Raw genomic sequence first — 13,725 nt, forward strand, 5'->3', positions numbered from 1 at the left:
GATGCTTCCCAGAGTGCTGACCATCGCCGGCTCCGACTCCGGCGGTGGAGCGGGGATCCAGGCGGACCTCAAGACGATGCTGGCCAACGGTGTGCACGGGATGAGTGTGCTGACCGCGATCACCGCGCAGAACAGTCTCGGCGTGCAGGGTGCGTGGGAGCTGCCGGAGGAGCAGGTCCGGGCCCAGTTCCACAGCGTGGTCGACGACATCGGTGTGGACGCGGTCAAGACCGGCATGCTGGCGTCGCAGTCCATGGTCCGCGTGGTCGCGTCACTCCTGCGGACACTGCCGCCGTCGGTGCCGGTGGTCGTCGACCCGGTGTCGGTGTCGAAGCATGGCAACTCACTACTCGCCGCCGACGCGATGGACGCCGTACGCACGGAGATCGTCCCGCTGGCCACAGTCCTCACGCCGAACCTCACGGAGCTCGGACCGGTCGCCGGGATCGGGCTGGAGACAGTGGAGGACCGCGAGCTCGCGGCAAAGCTCCTCCTGGACGCCGGTGCGTCGTGGGTGCTGGTCAAGGGCGGTCACGACGTTGGCACGGCCTCGGTGGACGTGCTGCACGGTCCAGGGGTCCGCCGGTCGTACAGTGCGGTGAGGGCGGACAATCGGCACACCCATGGCACCGGATGCACGCTGGCCAGTGCCATCGCGTCGTACCTGGCCCAGGGGTACGACGTACCGAGCGCAGTGGGTGCTGCGAAGGCTTACGTGACTGGGGCGATCTCGGCTGGGTTCCCACTCGGTGCTGGGATCGGTCCGGTCGATCATGCGTGGAGATTTCGAGGGAGTGGCAGTTGACGAGGCAGCAGCCCCCGGTTGACGGGTACTGCGAGCAGTGCGGCTTCAACTACGACACGGGCGACCTGCAGGGGACAGTAACCCTGCTCGTTCGGCAGGCGGCGGAGTGCAGCATGGCTCTGACCAAGGCCGCGGCCGGACCGGACGCCGGCGTCGTCAAGTTGCGGCCGGAGCCGGACGTCTGGTCGGCGATCGAGTACGCCTGCCACGTGCGCGACGTACTCGAGGTACAGCGGTTCCGGATCGCGCAGTGCCTGGCGGAGGACCGGCCGGTGTACGCGCCGATGGACCGGACCGGCCGGGTGAAGCAGCAGAAGTACGAGGACCAGGACCCGATGGAGGTGGCGGCTGCGTTGATGCGGTTCGCCCGCGAGTTCGGCGCGGCCGCGCGGGTGCTCACGCCGCCGCAGTTGGGGCGGCTGGGGCTCTACAACTACCCGGTCCGCGCGCCGCGCACGCTGGGGTGGATCATCCGGCACACCGCCCACGAGATCCAGCACCACCGGCACGATCTGACCACCATCCTGGCCCAGGTCGAACCCCCGATCGTGCCCAAACCCAAGCCGGAACCTGTGGCCGAATCTGACGAGTCCGCTGAGGCCACAGAGTCCACCGAGCCTTCAGCTGAGCCTTCAGCTGAGGTCCAGAGCGCCGCTGACTAGTGCTCTGCCACCCAGGCGGCGATGGCTGGTTCGCTGGTGAGGTGGTCGAGCGCCAACGCGGCCGCCCCGCGCAGCGGACCATCCGGCTGATGCGTGGCGGACAGCACCGGCGGGGGAGCGGTGCGATGGAACGTCATCAACCCGTCCAGATAGGCATCCTCGAACGTCGACTCAGCAGCAGCGCGGAGTGGGATCGCAAGCCCGCCTAACGTGATCACATCTGGGTCGTGCGCGTTCACCAGTCCAGCGATGCCGGAGGCGAGCGCCGCGACCACCTTGACCACCGCCCGGCGCGCAGTGCGGTCCGTGCGCTGCAGCACCGCTTCGGTGTACGCGTACGGGTCGTCCGGAGCCGCTTCCTTGAGGTGCCGAGCCAACGCGCGTCCGTCGATCTCCAGATCCCAGCACCCGCGCGCGCCACACGGGCAGATCCGGGTGCGATCTCCCAGCGCCATGTGCCCGTACTCGCCGCCCGCTCCCGATGCACCCTGAGCCGGTACGCCGTCGATCAGCAGCGTCCCGCCGATACCCACCTCGATGATCAGGTGCAGCGCCGTACCAGCCCCCGCGGCAGCGCCCGTGCGAGCCTCAGCCACACCACTCAACGTCGCGTCGTTGCCGGCGAACAGACGGAGCCCGGTGCCGGCAGTGACGGTCTCAAGGTCCAGCTCGGCCCAGCCCAGTGTCGGCGCTTGCATCAGCCGGTTGTCGCGGATGGTGCCCGGCGCAGCCAGGCTCACTACCCGCAGCCGAGCGCCATACACCTGGTGTGCCCGCCCGACCTCACGCTGCAGGTTGCTGATCACCACCTGCGGCCGTCTGCTCCGGTGTCGCTTGGACTGATGGTCCTGGAACGACCCGTCGAGCGTGACGATCGCACTGCGCCAACTGCCCTGCCTGAGGTCGAGCGCGAGTGCTACCGGTCCCTGTGGATGCGCTCGCAGCAGAGTGGTCGGCCGACCACGTCCCTGACTCGGTGCGGGGGCCTCGGTCAGCAGTCGTACGTCGCGTAGCCGGGCGGTCACCTCGGTCGCCGAACCGGTGCTCAGCCGCAACGCCCGCGCCACTGCCGCCCGCGTAATACTTGGCTGGCGGCTCACCTGCGCCAGCACGTCCGAAGCCGTCTGCCACTGTCCCCGGCGCACTGGAGTCACAGCACCGTTCTACCTTATGCTCGTAGAACGAGTTTAATTGGAGGGGTGATGAGGCTTCCCGGCGTCCGCGCCGTACTGTTCGACATGGACGGCACCCTGGTCGATTCCGACGCCGTCGTCGACCGGAGCTGGACCCAATGGGGGACGGAGTACGGCGTACCCGCCGCCGACGTCCTCGCGATCGCGCACGGGAACCCGGCGGAGGCGACAATCGCCCAGCTGCGGCCGGATCTCACCGCCCCGGAGCGTGCTGTGGCTGTTGCCCGCGTGCTGGATCTCGAATGCGATGACCTGTCCGATGTCGTGCCGACGCCTGGTGCGCTCGAGCTGATCAGCACGCTCGAACGACTCGGTCTGCCGTGGGCGGTCTACACAAGCGCATCGACTCGGTTGGCCAAGGCTCGGTTGGCCACTGCGGGGATCACGCCGTCGATCCTTGTCACGCTGGACGACGTGAGTCGCGGCAAGCCGAATCCTGAGGGCTATCAGTGGGCCGCTGAGCTTCTCGGCGTACCCATTGCGCAGTGTCTGGTGGTCGAGGACACGCCTGTTGGACTGGCCGCGGGGCGCGCATCTGGTGCGACCACGGCCGGTCTCAAGGGGGTGCCCGCGGACATCGAGCTGCCTGACCTCCACCGCCTCATCGCGCTCTTCACTGCGGACGGGGGATGAGTTCCAGCGTGTCCGCGGACCGGGGCGACGAGGTCCGGATCGGCATCGGCCTGTCGTCGATGGGCTTCGTACTGGCCGGATTGGGTGCCTGTGTCGCGATTCTGGCGCGGGATCTCGATGAACCCACAAGTCGACTCGCATTGCTGTCTTCCGGGTTCGCCGCTGGGCTGTTGATTGTCGCGGTGGTCGGTCCGCGGTTGCTGCGGTCGTGGCCGATTCCGACCGTTCTTGCGATCGGCTCGCTGGTGTGCGCGGTTGGTACGGTCCTGCTCGCGCTCGCTCCGGCGTACGGCGTCGCGATCGCCGGCGGACTGTGTATCGGGCTCGGCGGGGCGTTGCTGGTGCTGGTCGCGCCGCTCCTGCTCGACGGTCCGACCGCGGCCGCCAAGCTGAGCCGCGTCAACGCGGTTGCCAGCGGGACCGGCATACTCGCGCCGCTCACCATCGGCGCGCTCGACTCTCTCGGTCCGACAGGTCGACTCGCGATGCTCGCCGCAGCACCGCCGCTTCTCTTGCTGGCTGTCCTCACCTGGCGCGCCACTCCGCCGGTACGCTCTCGTCCCCGAGGGCCCGTGCCTGTCTTGATCGACTCCGCGCCGGCTGTGGGTCTCGCCAGGCGATGGTCTGGTCGGCGATCGAAGAAGCTGGGCCGCGCGGTCGTTGTGAGTGTCGGCCTCGGCTGGCTACGCGTAGTACTTGCCGTATCGGTCGAGTTCTGCTTCGTAGTCTGGGCAGTGGCTCGCCTGGTGTCCACCGGGTTGCCGACGGCAACAGCCGCGGTGCTGGGTACGGCGTTCCCTGTCGGCATGGCGATCGGCCGGGCAATCGGTCCGATCAACTGGCGCGGCTGGTCACCCGTCATCCCCTCCGGTGCCCTGGCGGCCGCAGGCACCCTTCTGGTCAGCGGCTTCGACGCCCCCGCTTGGGTTGCCATCGGCCTGGCGATCGCCGGCCTCGGCGTCGCGCCTCTCTACCCAGTCACTCTGGCCGCTTTGGTCGCCACGCCCGGCCTCAGCTCGGCACGCCTCTCAGCCATCGGAGCCCTAGCCTCCGGTACGGCGATCCTGGTCGCCCCCGCGCTCCTCGCCGTACTCGCCCGCGTCCTAGACCTACGTACGGCGTACCTCGTTACCCTCCCGCTGATCGCAGTCCTCTTCGCCCTCAGCCACTCCCGCGCAAACCGCCACGTGCAGCGAGACGACCTCCACGTACGCCGTGAGCCCGACAGTGAAGCCGGTATCGCCGACCGTCCGCGCACTCCACACACAGACTGACCAGCCCGGCGAAGGCGAACATCATGCCCGTGGCCCGTGGCCCGTGGCCCGTGGCCCGTGGCCCGTGGCGCGCGGCCCGCGAGCTGCTCGGCGGGACGCTTACATGTGTTTCTCCGCGCCAGCGGTGTGAGATTTGCCCTTGTGGATAGGGGATTTCCGCGCTTGATAGATTTGCGAGAGGCCAGACGCGGGCATAGAATCGAACGCATGTTCGAGGAAGATCTGACCAAGTTGCCGACGGCTGACCTGCTGGAGTCGGCCGCCGGGCACCGTGCCGAGGTCAACCGGCTCGACGCTCGGCTCCTCGTGCATGCTCAGATCTACGCCGACCGGTTCCACCCCGACGTATGCCCAACCCGCCCAGGCCGCCGCTCCTGCGACGGCCGTGAACGCGCTGTGGTGCTGGGTGGCGAGGGCTGTCCGGCGATCGCAGAGTTCGCCATCGCCGAGTTCGGTGTCATCCTCGGGATCTCGCCGCGGGTGGCGGCGGACCTGATCGGCCAATCGCTGGCGTTACGCCATCGCTTCCCATTCACCTGGGCGCGAGTGCTGGCCGGAGACGCGACACCATGGAAGGCGCGCCAGATCGCGGCAGCCTGTGTGAAGCTGACGGAGGAAGCCGCCCGGTACATCGACCAGCGCGTGGCACGGCTCGTGGACTCGATCACGCCGTACCGCTTGGACAAGATCGTCAGAGCCGCCAAGATGCACGCGGATCCCGAGTCGGCGCGGGCCGAGGCTGATGAGAAGTCCCGTGAGCGCGGCGTCTTCGTTGGCAGCGCCGACGAACACGGCACCAAGACCATGTACATCCGCGCCGCGACCGGCGACGTCAGGCGCCACGACGCGACCATCGGCGACATCGCCGAGGCCCTGAAGATCTTCGGCGACCCGTCCTCACTCGACGCCCGCCGCGCCAAGGCAGTTGGTGTCATCGCCGACCCCCGCTACACCGAAGAACTCCTGTTCCAAGCTCGCCACCAACACCTCGCACAGCCATCAGACCGATCAACCGCAGCTGTGTCAGGCCGACCTGCCAGCCCGGACCATCAAGCCGAGTCACGCCTTGCGAGTCTGCCGAACCATCAAGCTGCGTCGCTCCCTGCGGGTCAGGCAGACCATCAGACCGACCCTGCCGTGGCCGGGCCCCGTCCTGCCGCCCTCGGCGGGGATCGGATCACCGACCGACGCGCCTGGTCGAGCGCTGTGCCCGGCCGTGGCGGCAAGCTACTGAGTGACTTCCCGAGCGCGTGGCTCGAACCCGGTCCGGACGACGAGGCCGATCGAGACGCGCCTCATCCCAGTGATAACGAACTCCCAGACCCACTAGACCTGCCACCCCGTGCCCCGCTCGAAGTACCGACCCATGCCCTAGCCGAGCAAGCCGAGCTAGGCGATCCCGGCCGACAGATCGACCCCGGCGAAGGCGCTCCGCTCGATGCGGCCGCTGAGCGTGCGCTGAATGCCCGCTTGGCCCAGATCAAACACGACGCCTACACGCGCACCGGCACCACCGATGCAGGACGGGACCGGTTGCGTCCGGGGAAGACCGAGATCTACGTCCACCTGACCGACCACACCCTCGCCACCGGCAGCGGCGTCCTCCGTGTCGAAGGCACCGGCCCGATGCTCGCGACGCAACTCAGCGAGCTCGTCGGCCACGGTCCGTACGTCGTCAAGCCGGTCATCGACCTGAACGAAGCGGTCAGTGTCGACGCCTACGAAATCCCCGAGCGAATCCGCGAACGAGTAAAGCTCACCCATCCGGTCGAACTGTTCCCCTTCGGCACCCGCGAAACCCACCGCAGCATGGACCTGGACCACATCAAGCCCTACGACCCACTCGGTCCACCAGGCCAGACGAGCACCTCGAATCTCGCACCCCTGGGCCGCTTCGGTCACCGGGTGAAGACACACGCGCCCGGCTGGACGGTACGGCGCCTCGATACCAAGACGCTGGAATGGACGACGCCGCAGGGTTTCACCTTCCACGTCGACCCAACCGGCACTCACCGAGTGCAGGGCTCGGCGAGCGATCGCTCAGGTCCACCGAAGGAAGTAACATGATGCCCATGGAGTGTTTTGCTGCTTGGCGCATTCGCCGCTGACGGGCGGCCCGCCGTATCGCTTGGCCGGGTCGCGCAGCTGGCCGATTCCTTCAGCGCGAGAGGCACACTTCATGTTCATCCGTTCGTACGTTCAGTCTGACCTGGCCCGGCTCATCGAGCTCACCATCGAGACGTTCGGCCCTTTCTACGAGCAGTCGTTCCGCCCGCTGATGGGCGAGACGATCTTCGCCAATCAGCACGGCAACTGGCGGGACGACTATCGCAAGCAGGTCGCCGAGCTTCATGACCCTGATCAGCACAAGTACGTCGCCGTCGCCGAAGACAACGGCGTACTGAGTGGCTACGTAGCCTGGTCGGTCAATCCCGAGCGGCGGAGCGGAGAGGTTGTCATCCTCGCCGTCTCGTCGCAGCATCGCCGGGAGAATCTCGGCACCGCTCTCTGTGAGCACGCCTTCGATGCGATGCGCATACACGGCCTGGACGTTGTGCATATCGGTACCGGTGGCGACGACTTCCATGCGCCGGCTCGCGCTCTCTACGAGAGTCTCGGCTGCGTGCAGCTACCGGTCGCGGTCTATTACCGGACGCTCTGACCTGAGCGGCTGTCGATCGGCTCGGTTCCCATTCGTGTAGAGGGCGACAGAGCCGGTCGACAGCCGGCGAGGATCGACGCGTACGAGGTGACGTGATGTCTGAGGCGAAGGTTCTGCTGCGTGGGCTGGGGATTCCCGAGTCGCCCCGGTGGCATGACGGCCGGCTGTGGTTCAGCAACTGGATCGAGCAGCAGGTGGTGGCCGTCGACATGGACGGTACGACGGAGGCGATCGACGTACCCGTCGAGCAGCTGATGGGATGGTCCATCGACTGGCTACCGGACGGCCGGATGCTGACGACCGGCGACAAGCTTCGGCGCTGGGAGCCGGACGGATCGGTCAGCGTCTTCGCCGAGCAGCATGCGAACGAGATCGTTGTGGATGCCCGGGGCAACACCTACCTGAACGGCGCGGACTTCAACTTCGCCGGCGGAGAGGCGCCGAAGCCCGGGTACATCAAGCTCGTCACGCCGGACGGAACCGTCCGCGAGGTTGCCGGCGACATCCAGTTTCCCAATGGCATGGTCATCACGCCGGACAACCAGACGCTGATCATCTCCGAGTCGTTCGCGGGGCAGCTCACGGCGTTCGACATCGCTCCGGACGGAGGACTGTCCAACCGTCGCGTCTTCGCCAAAGGGCTGGGCCCGGATGGGATCTGCATGGACGCCGAAGGCGCGGTGTGGGTCTCGACCGGCGGCTCGTCGGTCGTACGGGTGGCCGCGGGTGGCGACGTACTCCAACGCGTCGAGTTCGGTGAGGACCGTGCTCCGTTCGCGTTGGCACTCGGCGGTCCCGATCGGCGAACCCTGTTCATTCTGACCGCGGAGTGGCGCGCGGCCGACAGCATCACCGACAACCTCGGCCGCCTGACCAAAGGGCCTCGCACCGGAGAGGTCCTCGTGCTGCCAGTCACGGTCCCTGGAGTCGGCCGCCCCTGACTACGGCTTCGCGTACTTGCCGACCATGCGGACCAGGGTGTCCGGCGGGACGACCTTGACATGCGGGTCCAGTCCGTCGACGACAGCCAGCACGTTGTCGACGGACTTGCTCCAGGCGTGCCAGACGACGACGGAGTACCCGGCGGTGGAGTGTGGGTTGCGGGTGGCTGCGTTGAGTTCGGCCGTCACGGATGCTTCGTCGGCTCCGTCGAGGCCGTCCCACAGCATCGTGCGAGCTGAGATGACCGGCTTCCCTTCGGACCAGACGACCTTGCCCTTGAGGCCGTCATAGCGGGAGTACTCGAGATAGATGAGACCGTCGATCTCGCGGCGCTTGAGGTACGACGACCACAACCTGGTGTTCTCGAACGAGTTGAAGTCGATGATCTGGGCGACGGACAGGTCCGCTCGGCCCATCGCTTGGGCGAGTGAGGCGGTGTGCTTCTCCAGCGCGGCGGCGGGGTAGCGGCTCGGGTACATGTAGCCGCCGCCGGACGGGCCGACGACCCAGCGGTCCTTCTTGGAGTTGGCGTAGAACCAGCGCATCACGGACGGGGCGAGGTCGATCAGCGAGGGGGAGATGCCCCAACCGAGGTCGACCTCTCCGCGGCGCGGGCTGCCGAACCACCGCTTGTCGGTGGGGAAATCGCCCAACGCCCACTGGATGTTGTCGCCGTCGGTGATGAGGAAGGTGACGTAGTGAGCCTGTGGGTCAGGATCGAGGGCCCTCCCCCCACCCCCTCCGCGCTGTTCAAGCCGGTCTTCGCGGATACCGGACAGGACTGACAAGTTGCGGGCATGGTCCGCAGGCAAAGCCTTCACCCCGGCAGCCGAGTTCACGCCGATGAACGCATCCTCACCGTTCGACGCATCACCCCAGCCGATCACCGTCGCATCGTCATCGAGCGCGTTGACAACCTCCGCGCGGAAGTCTGAGTTGCCGTCGAAGAAGGCGAAGGTGCCCGCCATCGTCACGTAGTCGCGCAGTCGTTCTGGCCAGTTCGTCGACTGCTCGACCGCGACGTCGTGCCGCAACCGCCGCCAGTAGTTGTCGAAGACCCAGCGGTCGTCCTTGTCCCGTACGTCGAGAACCTTGCGCAATCCGGCCTGGATCGCGGTGGCCTCCAAACTCTCCTCGATCGCCACGGCACCCGTCAGGCCGGCGAGTGTGGTCGCCACGTTGACCGAGGGAGTGCCCGTACGAAAGAGAACATATCCGTTCACGCCGGACCGGCTGACGGTTTTCCACAGGTCACCGGTTCGGGTGCGTACGCCGTACTTGGAGACGAGATCGTCGAGCCAGTACTGGTACCCGAGCGATGGGATGTTCAGGTACAGCGATTCGCCGCCGCGACGCGCCATCAGGCCCTGAAGCGTGGTTGCGAGCGTCCGCTCAGCGGGACTCAACCCATCCTCGGCCAGCACGTTCAACAACCGCGGCCGCTGACCCTTGGGATAGCCGGCCGGGGATGCGACAGCGGGAGAGAACGAACCCAATCCCGCCCCAAGCCCAACTCCGGCAGTGAGGCCCAGAGCGGCGCGGCGGGTCAGCGTGAGACGTCGGCGATCGGACATGGCGGTGCCTCCAGGGAGCGACTGGTGACTGTCCTACGTTGTCATCTGCCCGGCGACGATGCCACAGCCACCCCGGCGCCACAAGACCTCAGCCCGGAATCGGCAGCCCATAACGCCGCAGCAGCTCCACCAGCGCCGGAACGCCGGCCGACAGCTCGTACACTTCAGCCTGCAGCCCCACGCTCAAAGCCCCGGCCACATTGGCTTCGTTGTCGTCGATGAACAGCACCGATGACGCAGGCACATCCAGTACGCCGAGAATCGCCCGGAAGTACGCCGGATCCGGCTTCGCCAGCCCTAGATCGCACGAGTAGAACGTGTGGTCGAACCACTCGCCGTACCCGCGCTCGTCCTGCATGATCGCCCGCCGAAACGCCTGCTGGTTGGTTGCCAGGTGGCACCCGATCCCAGCCGCCCGCAGTTCACCGATGAGGGCGATCACCTCGGGCTCGGCGGCGAACCAGCGCCAGGGCTCGAGCGCCTCCTCCAGTGAGACGGGCGAGTCCCACCGCCGAAGCACCTCTGCGACCGCGTCGCGGAAGTCTTGCTTCCCGACGAGCGCGGGCCGCTCGGCCGCCATGAGGTCCGCGATGAAGGCGTCGCCGTCACCGGGGACGAGCGAGGTCAGCCGCGACCACCAGTCGCGACTCGGGCGTTGGATGACGCCGTCGGCGTCCCAGAGAACGGCGGAGGGTACAGGGGAGTGCATGCCGCCATCCTGTCAGCACACCAACCTGGACCGGCCCCTTGACCGGTTCAGTCGGTATGCGCTTACCTAATGGCGACGTAAACATATCTGGACACCTTCCGGCGAAATCCAACAGAAAGCGCCAGGTGAGGCGTATGACCTTGAGCAGAAGGAACTTCCTCGCGCTCGGCGGCGCGAGCGCGGCCGCCGCGACGACCGGCCTCACCGGCTGTGGCTCCCGCAGCTCACTCGGCGGATCGAACGAGCTCAGCATGTGGACCTGGGTCGGCTCGGTGAACGACGGGCTGATCGGCCAGGCCGAGAAGACGATCCCCGGGTACGACGGCATGAAGCTGGCGATGACCCGGATCGGGTCCAACTACAAGACCAAGGTGCTGACCGCGCTGGCCGGCAAGTCGCTCGTCCCGGACATCGTCGCGATCAACGACGACGTGGCGACGTACTTCCCGAACGCCGACCAGTTCCACGATCTCAACGAGCTCGGCGCCAAGGAGCTCGAGAAGGACTTCCTGCCCTGGAAGTGGAAGTGGGGGACCACGCCGGAGGGCAAGATGATGGCGTACCCGATGGACACCGGGCCGACCGCCTTGTTCTACCGGACCGACGTCTTCACCAAGGCCGGTATCGACACCGACCCGGCGGCCGTCGCGGAGCTCGCGCCGGACTGGGACGCCTTCATCCAGCTCGGCAAGAAGGTGAAGCAGGGCGTCCCCGGTTCGTCGATCACCGACAACATCACCAGTGTGTACGCGTACCGGATGGCCCAGCAGTCCAAGCGCTACATGACCCAGGACGGGAAGTACATCGGCGACCAGGACCACGTCCGGGAGTCGTTCGATCTCGCCGTCCGGGTCGTGAAGGAAGGCCTGTCGGCGAACGCTCAGAACGGCTCGACCGACGCCGATGCCGTCGTGACCAACGGCAAGCTGGTCGCGTTCAACGGCGCGGTCTGGTGGGCCCAGCTCGGCCCGAAGAACGCGGCACCGAAGACGAAGGGACTCTGGCGGGTGACGGCGGCTCCTGGTGGCGCCGGCAACCGTGGTGGGTCCTTCCTCGGGATCACGAAGTACTGCAAGAACCCGGAGGCGGCGTTCGCCTTCATCAGTTGGCTGGAGTCGGCGAAGAACCAGGCCGAGGCGTTCCTCGACCCGGTCCTGTTCCCGTCCACGCCGGCCAGCTACACCGATTCCCGGCTGGCCGCGCCTGATCCGTTCTTCGGCGGTCAGAAGATCGTCGACGTCTTCGCTGCATCGGCGAAGAAGTACCCGGGCGCCTTCTTCTCGCCGTACGACAGCATCATCGACGCGCCGATCAGCGCCGAGCTGGTGAACGTCGAGACGGCCGGCAAGAACCCGGACCAGGCCTGGAAGGACGCTCAGCAACAGATCGAGCGCGAACTGACCCGGGCGGGGGCGATCTGAGATGGCTGTCACCAGCAAGGCGCTCCCCGCGACCGTGCGCGCCACCCGGGCCGCGGACCGGCCGCCGAACAAGTACAAGCAGGCGTTTCCGCAGTACGCCGCGGTCGCGCCGTTCTTCATCCTGTTCGCGATCTTCGGCGCGTTCCCCGTGCTGTTCTCGATCTGGATCTCGTTCCATTCCTGGGACGGCATCGGGCAGATGAAGTGGGTCGGACTGGAGCAGTACAACTACCTGCTCTCCGATCCCGTGTTCTGGAAGACGATCGGCAACACGCTGATCATCTGGGTGCTGTCGACCGTACCGATGCTGCTGCTGGCGCTGGTGATCGCGAACGCGCTGCACAACGCGACCCGGCTGCGCAGCTTCTACCGGATCGCGTACTTCATCCCGAACGTCACGTCCGTGGTCGCGGTCACCCTGGTCTTCGGCTCGATCTTCAGCAACAACTTCGGTCTGCTGAACGCGTTCCTGCAATCGATCGGGCTCGGCAAGATCGAATGGCTGACCCAGCCCTGGGGGATCAAGGTCGCGATCGCGACCATCGTCACCTGGCGCTGGGTCGGCTACAACGCGATCATCTACCTGGCCGGACTGCAAGCCATCTCGGCCGACGTCTACGAGGCCGCGAAGGTCGACGGCGCCTCGTCGCGGCAGACCTTCTGGCGGATCACCGTACCGATGATGCGGCCGGTCATCCTGTTCACCGCGGTCACCTCGACCATCGGCGGACTGCAGATCTTCACCGAGTCCCGGGTGCTGTTCGGTGACACCAGCAACATCGGTGGACCGGGCGACGCCGGCCTGACGATCGTCTCGTACCTCTACCAGAGCGCCTTCATCAAGAACCAGTTCGGGTACGGCGCAGCCGTCGGGTGGGCGTTGTTCATCCTGATCGTGCTGTTCAGCATCATCAACTGGCGGCTGATCGGCGGCAGCGACGACGAACGGCTCACCAAACGCGCCGCCCGCCGGGCCGAACGCAAGATCGCCGCCCAGAAGGCAGCACACCAGGAGGCAGCCGATGTCCATTGAGCGCATCCGCACCGCCGTCGGCCACATCGTGCTGATGCTCGGTGTGCTGGTCTCGCTGTTCCCGTTCTACTGGATGGTGGTGATGGCCTCCAACACCACTCCGGACATCTTCGCCTACCCGCCGAAGCTGGTGATCGGCTCGCACCTGTTCGAGAACATGGGCAAGGTGCTCGACAACGTCGACTTCTTCGGGTCGATGCTGCTCACCCTGATCGCGTCGCTCGGCGTCACGGTCCTGGTGCTGTTCTTCGACTCACTGGCCGCGTTCGCGTTCGCCAAGTACGAGTTCCCCGGCCGCAACTTCCTCTTCGGGTTGCTGCTGGCAACGTTCATGATCCCGGCCCAGCTGTCGCTGGTACCGCAGTTCGTGACGCTGGCCGAGTTCGGCTGGATCGGGTCGCTGAAGGCACTGATCATCCCCGGCGCCGCGAACGCGTTCGGCATCTTCTGGATGCGCCAGTACGCCCGCGGCGCGATCCCGGACGAACTCATCTCGGCCGCCAAGGTCGACGGCGCCGGCTTCTTCCGGCAGTACCTCACCGTCGGCCTGCCGGTGCTACGGCCCGGCTTGGCATTTCTGGGTATCTTCACCTTCATCAACGTCTGGAACGACTACCTCTGGCCGCTGATCGTGATGACCGACCCGAACCGCCTCACCCTTCAGGTCGCACTCGATCAGCTGAACGGCATTTACGGCACCGACTACTCAATGGTGATGGCCGGTGCACTGATGAGCGTCATCCCGCTGATCGGCGTCTTCCTGATCGGCGCCCGCTCCTTCATTGCCGACCTCGCCGCCGGCGCGATGAAATTCTGA

General features: G+C 66.7%; 13 protein-coding genes. 10 read left to right on the forward strand and 3 right to left on the reverse strand.

Annotated elements, in window-relative coordinates:
- Nucleotide 1 precedes the first annotated feature (1 nt).
- Together thiD and AB0L70_RS10625 are read left to right on the forward strand one after the other, a co-directional pair.
- The gene (gene thiD / locus AB0L70_RS10620) at nt 2–805 is read left to right on the forward strand and encodes a bifunctional hydroxymethylpyrimidine kinase/phosphomethylpyrimidine kinase (RefSeq protein ID WP_363682337.1); all 804 of its coding nucleotides are present in this window, start codon (nt 2–4) and stop codon (nt 803–805) included.
- Complete coding sequence (locus tag AB0L70_RS10625; protein WP_363682339.1) at nt 802–1,467, forward strand: DinB family protein; 666 nt, start codon at nt 802–804, stop codon at nt 1,465–1,467. The genes thiD and AB0L70_RS10625 overlap by 4 nt, the downstream gene beginning before the upstream one ends.
- Here the strand turns inward: AB0L70_RS10625 and AB0L70_RS10630 are convergent.
- The gene (locus AB0L70_RS10630) at nt 1,464–2,534 is read right to left on the reverse strand and encodes an ROK family protein (RefSeq protein WP_363682341.1); all 1,071 of its coding nucleotides are present in this window, start codon (nt 2,532–2,534) and stop codon (nt 1,464–1,466) included. The two genes, AB0L70_RS10625 and AB0L70_RS10630, sit on opposite strands and share 4 nt — an antisense overlap.
- Before the next feature lie 135 nt (nt 2,535–2,669).
- Here AB0L70_RS10630 and AB0L70_RS10635 point away from each other — a divergent pair, with 135 nt between their 5' ends.
- From AB0L70_RS10635 to AB0L70_RS10655, 5 genes are all read left to right on the forward strand, one after another.
- On the forward strand, nt 2,670–3,293 hold the full coding sequence (locus AB0L70_RS10635) for an HAD-IA family hydrolase (protein WP_363682343.1): 624 nt from the start codon (nt 2,670–2,672) through the stop codon (nt 3,291–3,293).
- Nucleotides 3,290–4,567, forward strand: coding sequence for an MFS transporter (locus AB0L70_RS10640; RefSeq protein WP_363682345.1), 1,278 nt, complete (start codon nt 3,290–3,292; stop codon nt 4,565–4,567). The genes AB0L70_RS10635 and AB0L70_RS10640 overlap by 4 nt, the downstream gene beginning before the upstream one ends.
- A gap of 207 nt (nt 4,568–4,774) precedes the next feature.
- On the forward strand, nt 4,775–6,634 hold the full coding sequence (locus AB0L70_RS10645; protein WP_363682347.1) for a hypothetical protein: 1,860 nt from the start codon (nt 4,775–4,777) through the stop codon (nt 6,632–6,634).
- 112 nt (nt 6,635–6,746) lie between these two features.
- Nucleotides 6,747–7,229: a GNAT family N-acetyltransferase gene (locus AB0L70_RS10650; RefSeq protein WP_363682349.1), complete on the forward strand. Its 483-nt coding sequence runs from the start codon at nt 6,747–6,749 to the stop codon at nt 7,227–7,229.
- Between the two features lie 95 nt (nt 7,230–7,324).
- On the forward strand, nt 7,325–8,170 hold the full coding sequence (locus AB0L70_RS10655) for an SMP-30/gluconolactonase/LRE family protein (protein WP_363682351.1): 846 nt from the start codon (nt 7,325–7,327) through the stop codon (nt 8,168–8,170).
- Here the strand turns inward: AB0L70_RS10655 and AB0L70_RS10660 are convergent, their stop codons facing one another.
- A complete protein-coding gene (locus AB0L70_RS10660; RefSeq protein WP_363682353.1) occupies nt 8,171–9,745 on the reverse strand; it encodes a GxGYxYP domain-containing protein in 1,575 nt (524 codons plus the stop codon).
- An 88-nt stretch (nt 9,746–9,833) separates the two neighbouring features.
- Nucleotides 9,834–10,454, reverse strand: coding sequence for an HAD-IA family hydrolase (locus AB0L70_RS10665; protein ID WP_363682355.1), 621 nt, complete (start codon nt 10,452–10,454; stop codon nt 9,834–9,836).
- A gap of 134 nt (nt 10,455–10,588) precedes the next feature.
- Between AB0L70_RS10665 and AB0L70_RS10670 the strand changes: the two genes are divergently transcribed.
- From AB0L70_RS10670 to AB0L70_RS10680, 3 genes are read left to right on the forward strand one after another with little or no spacing between them, the layout of a single operon-like run.
- On the forward strand, nt 10,589–11,875 hold the full coding sequence (locus AB0L70_RS10670; RefSeq protein ID WP_363682357.1) for an extracellular solute-binding protein: 1,287 nt from the start codon (nt 10,589–10,591) through the stop codon (nt 11,873–11,875).
- Nucleotide 11,876: 1 nt separating this feature from the next.
- Nucleotides 11,877–12,908, forward strand: coding sequence for a sugar ABC transporter permease (locus AB0L70_RS10675; protein ID WP_363682359.1), 1,032 nt, complete (start codon nt 11,877–11,879; stop codon nt 12,906–12,908).
- Nucleotides 12,898–13,725 (forward strand): carbohydrate ABC transporter permease, encoded by an 828-nt coding sequence (locus tag AB0L70_RS10680; RefSeq protein WP_363682361.1) that lies wholly within the window; start codon nt 12,898–12,900, stop codon nt 13,723–13,725. Before AB0L70_RS10675 ends, AB0L70_RS10680 begins: the two co-directional genes overlap by 11 nt.

The organism is Kribbella sp. NPDC051952 (assembly GCF_040680855.1).
GTDB lineage: Bacteria > Actinomycetota > Actinomycetes > Propionibacteriales > Kribbellaceae > Kribbella.

Bases quoted from the DNA above. Each gene is read 5' to 3' on its own strand.
- AB0L70_RS10655 (WP_363682351.1), top strand. From the start codon at position 7,325: ATGTCTGAGGCGAAGGTTCTGCTGCGTGGGCTGGGGATTCCCGAGTCG.
- AB0L70_RS10635 (WP_363682343.1), top strand. From the start codon at position 2,670: ATGAGGCTTCCCGGCGTCCGCGCCGTACTGTTCGACATGGACGGCACC.
- AB0L70_RS10660 (WP_363682353.1), bottom strand. From the start codon at position 9,745: ATGTCCGATCGCCGACGTCTCACGCTGACCCGCCGCGCCGCTCTGGGC.
- AB0L70_RS10675 (WP_363682359.1), top strand. From the start codon at position 11,877: ATGGCTGTCACCAGCAAGGCGCTCCCCGCGACCGTGCGCGCCACCCGG.
- AB0L70_RS10650 (WP_363682349.1), top strand. From the start codon at position 6,747: ATGTTCATCCGTTCGTACGTTCAGTCTGACCTGGCCCGGCTCATCGAG.
- AB0L70_RS10665 (WP_363682355.1), bottom strand. From the start codon at position 10,454: ATGCACTCCCCTGTACCCTCCGCCGTTCTCTGGGACGCCGACGGCGTC.
- AB0L70_RS10645 (WP_363682347.1), top strand. From the start codon at position 4,775: ATGTTCGAGGAAGATCTGACCAAGTTGCCGACGGCTGACCTGCTGGAG.
- thiD (WP_363682337.1), top strand. From the start codon at position 2: ATGCTTCCCAGAGTGCTGACCATCGCCGGCTCCGACTCCGGCGGTGGA.
- AB0L70_RS10640 (WP_363682345.1), top strand. From the start codon at position 3,290: ATGAGTTCCAGCGTGTCCGCGGACCGGGGCGACGAGGTCCGGATCGGC.
- AB0L70_RS10680 (WP_363682361.1), top strand. From the start codon at position 12,898: ATGTCCATTGAGCGCATCCGCACCGCCGTCGGCCACATCGTGCTGATG.
- AB0L70_RS10670 (WP_363682357.1), top strand. From the start codon at position 10,589: ATGACCTTGAGCAGAAGGAACTTCCTCGCGCTCGGCGGCGCGAGCGCG.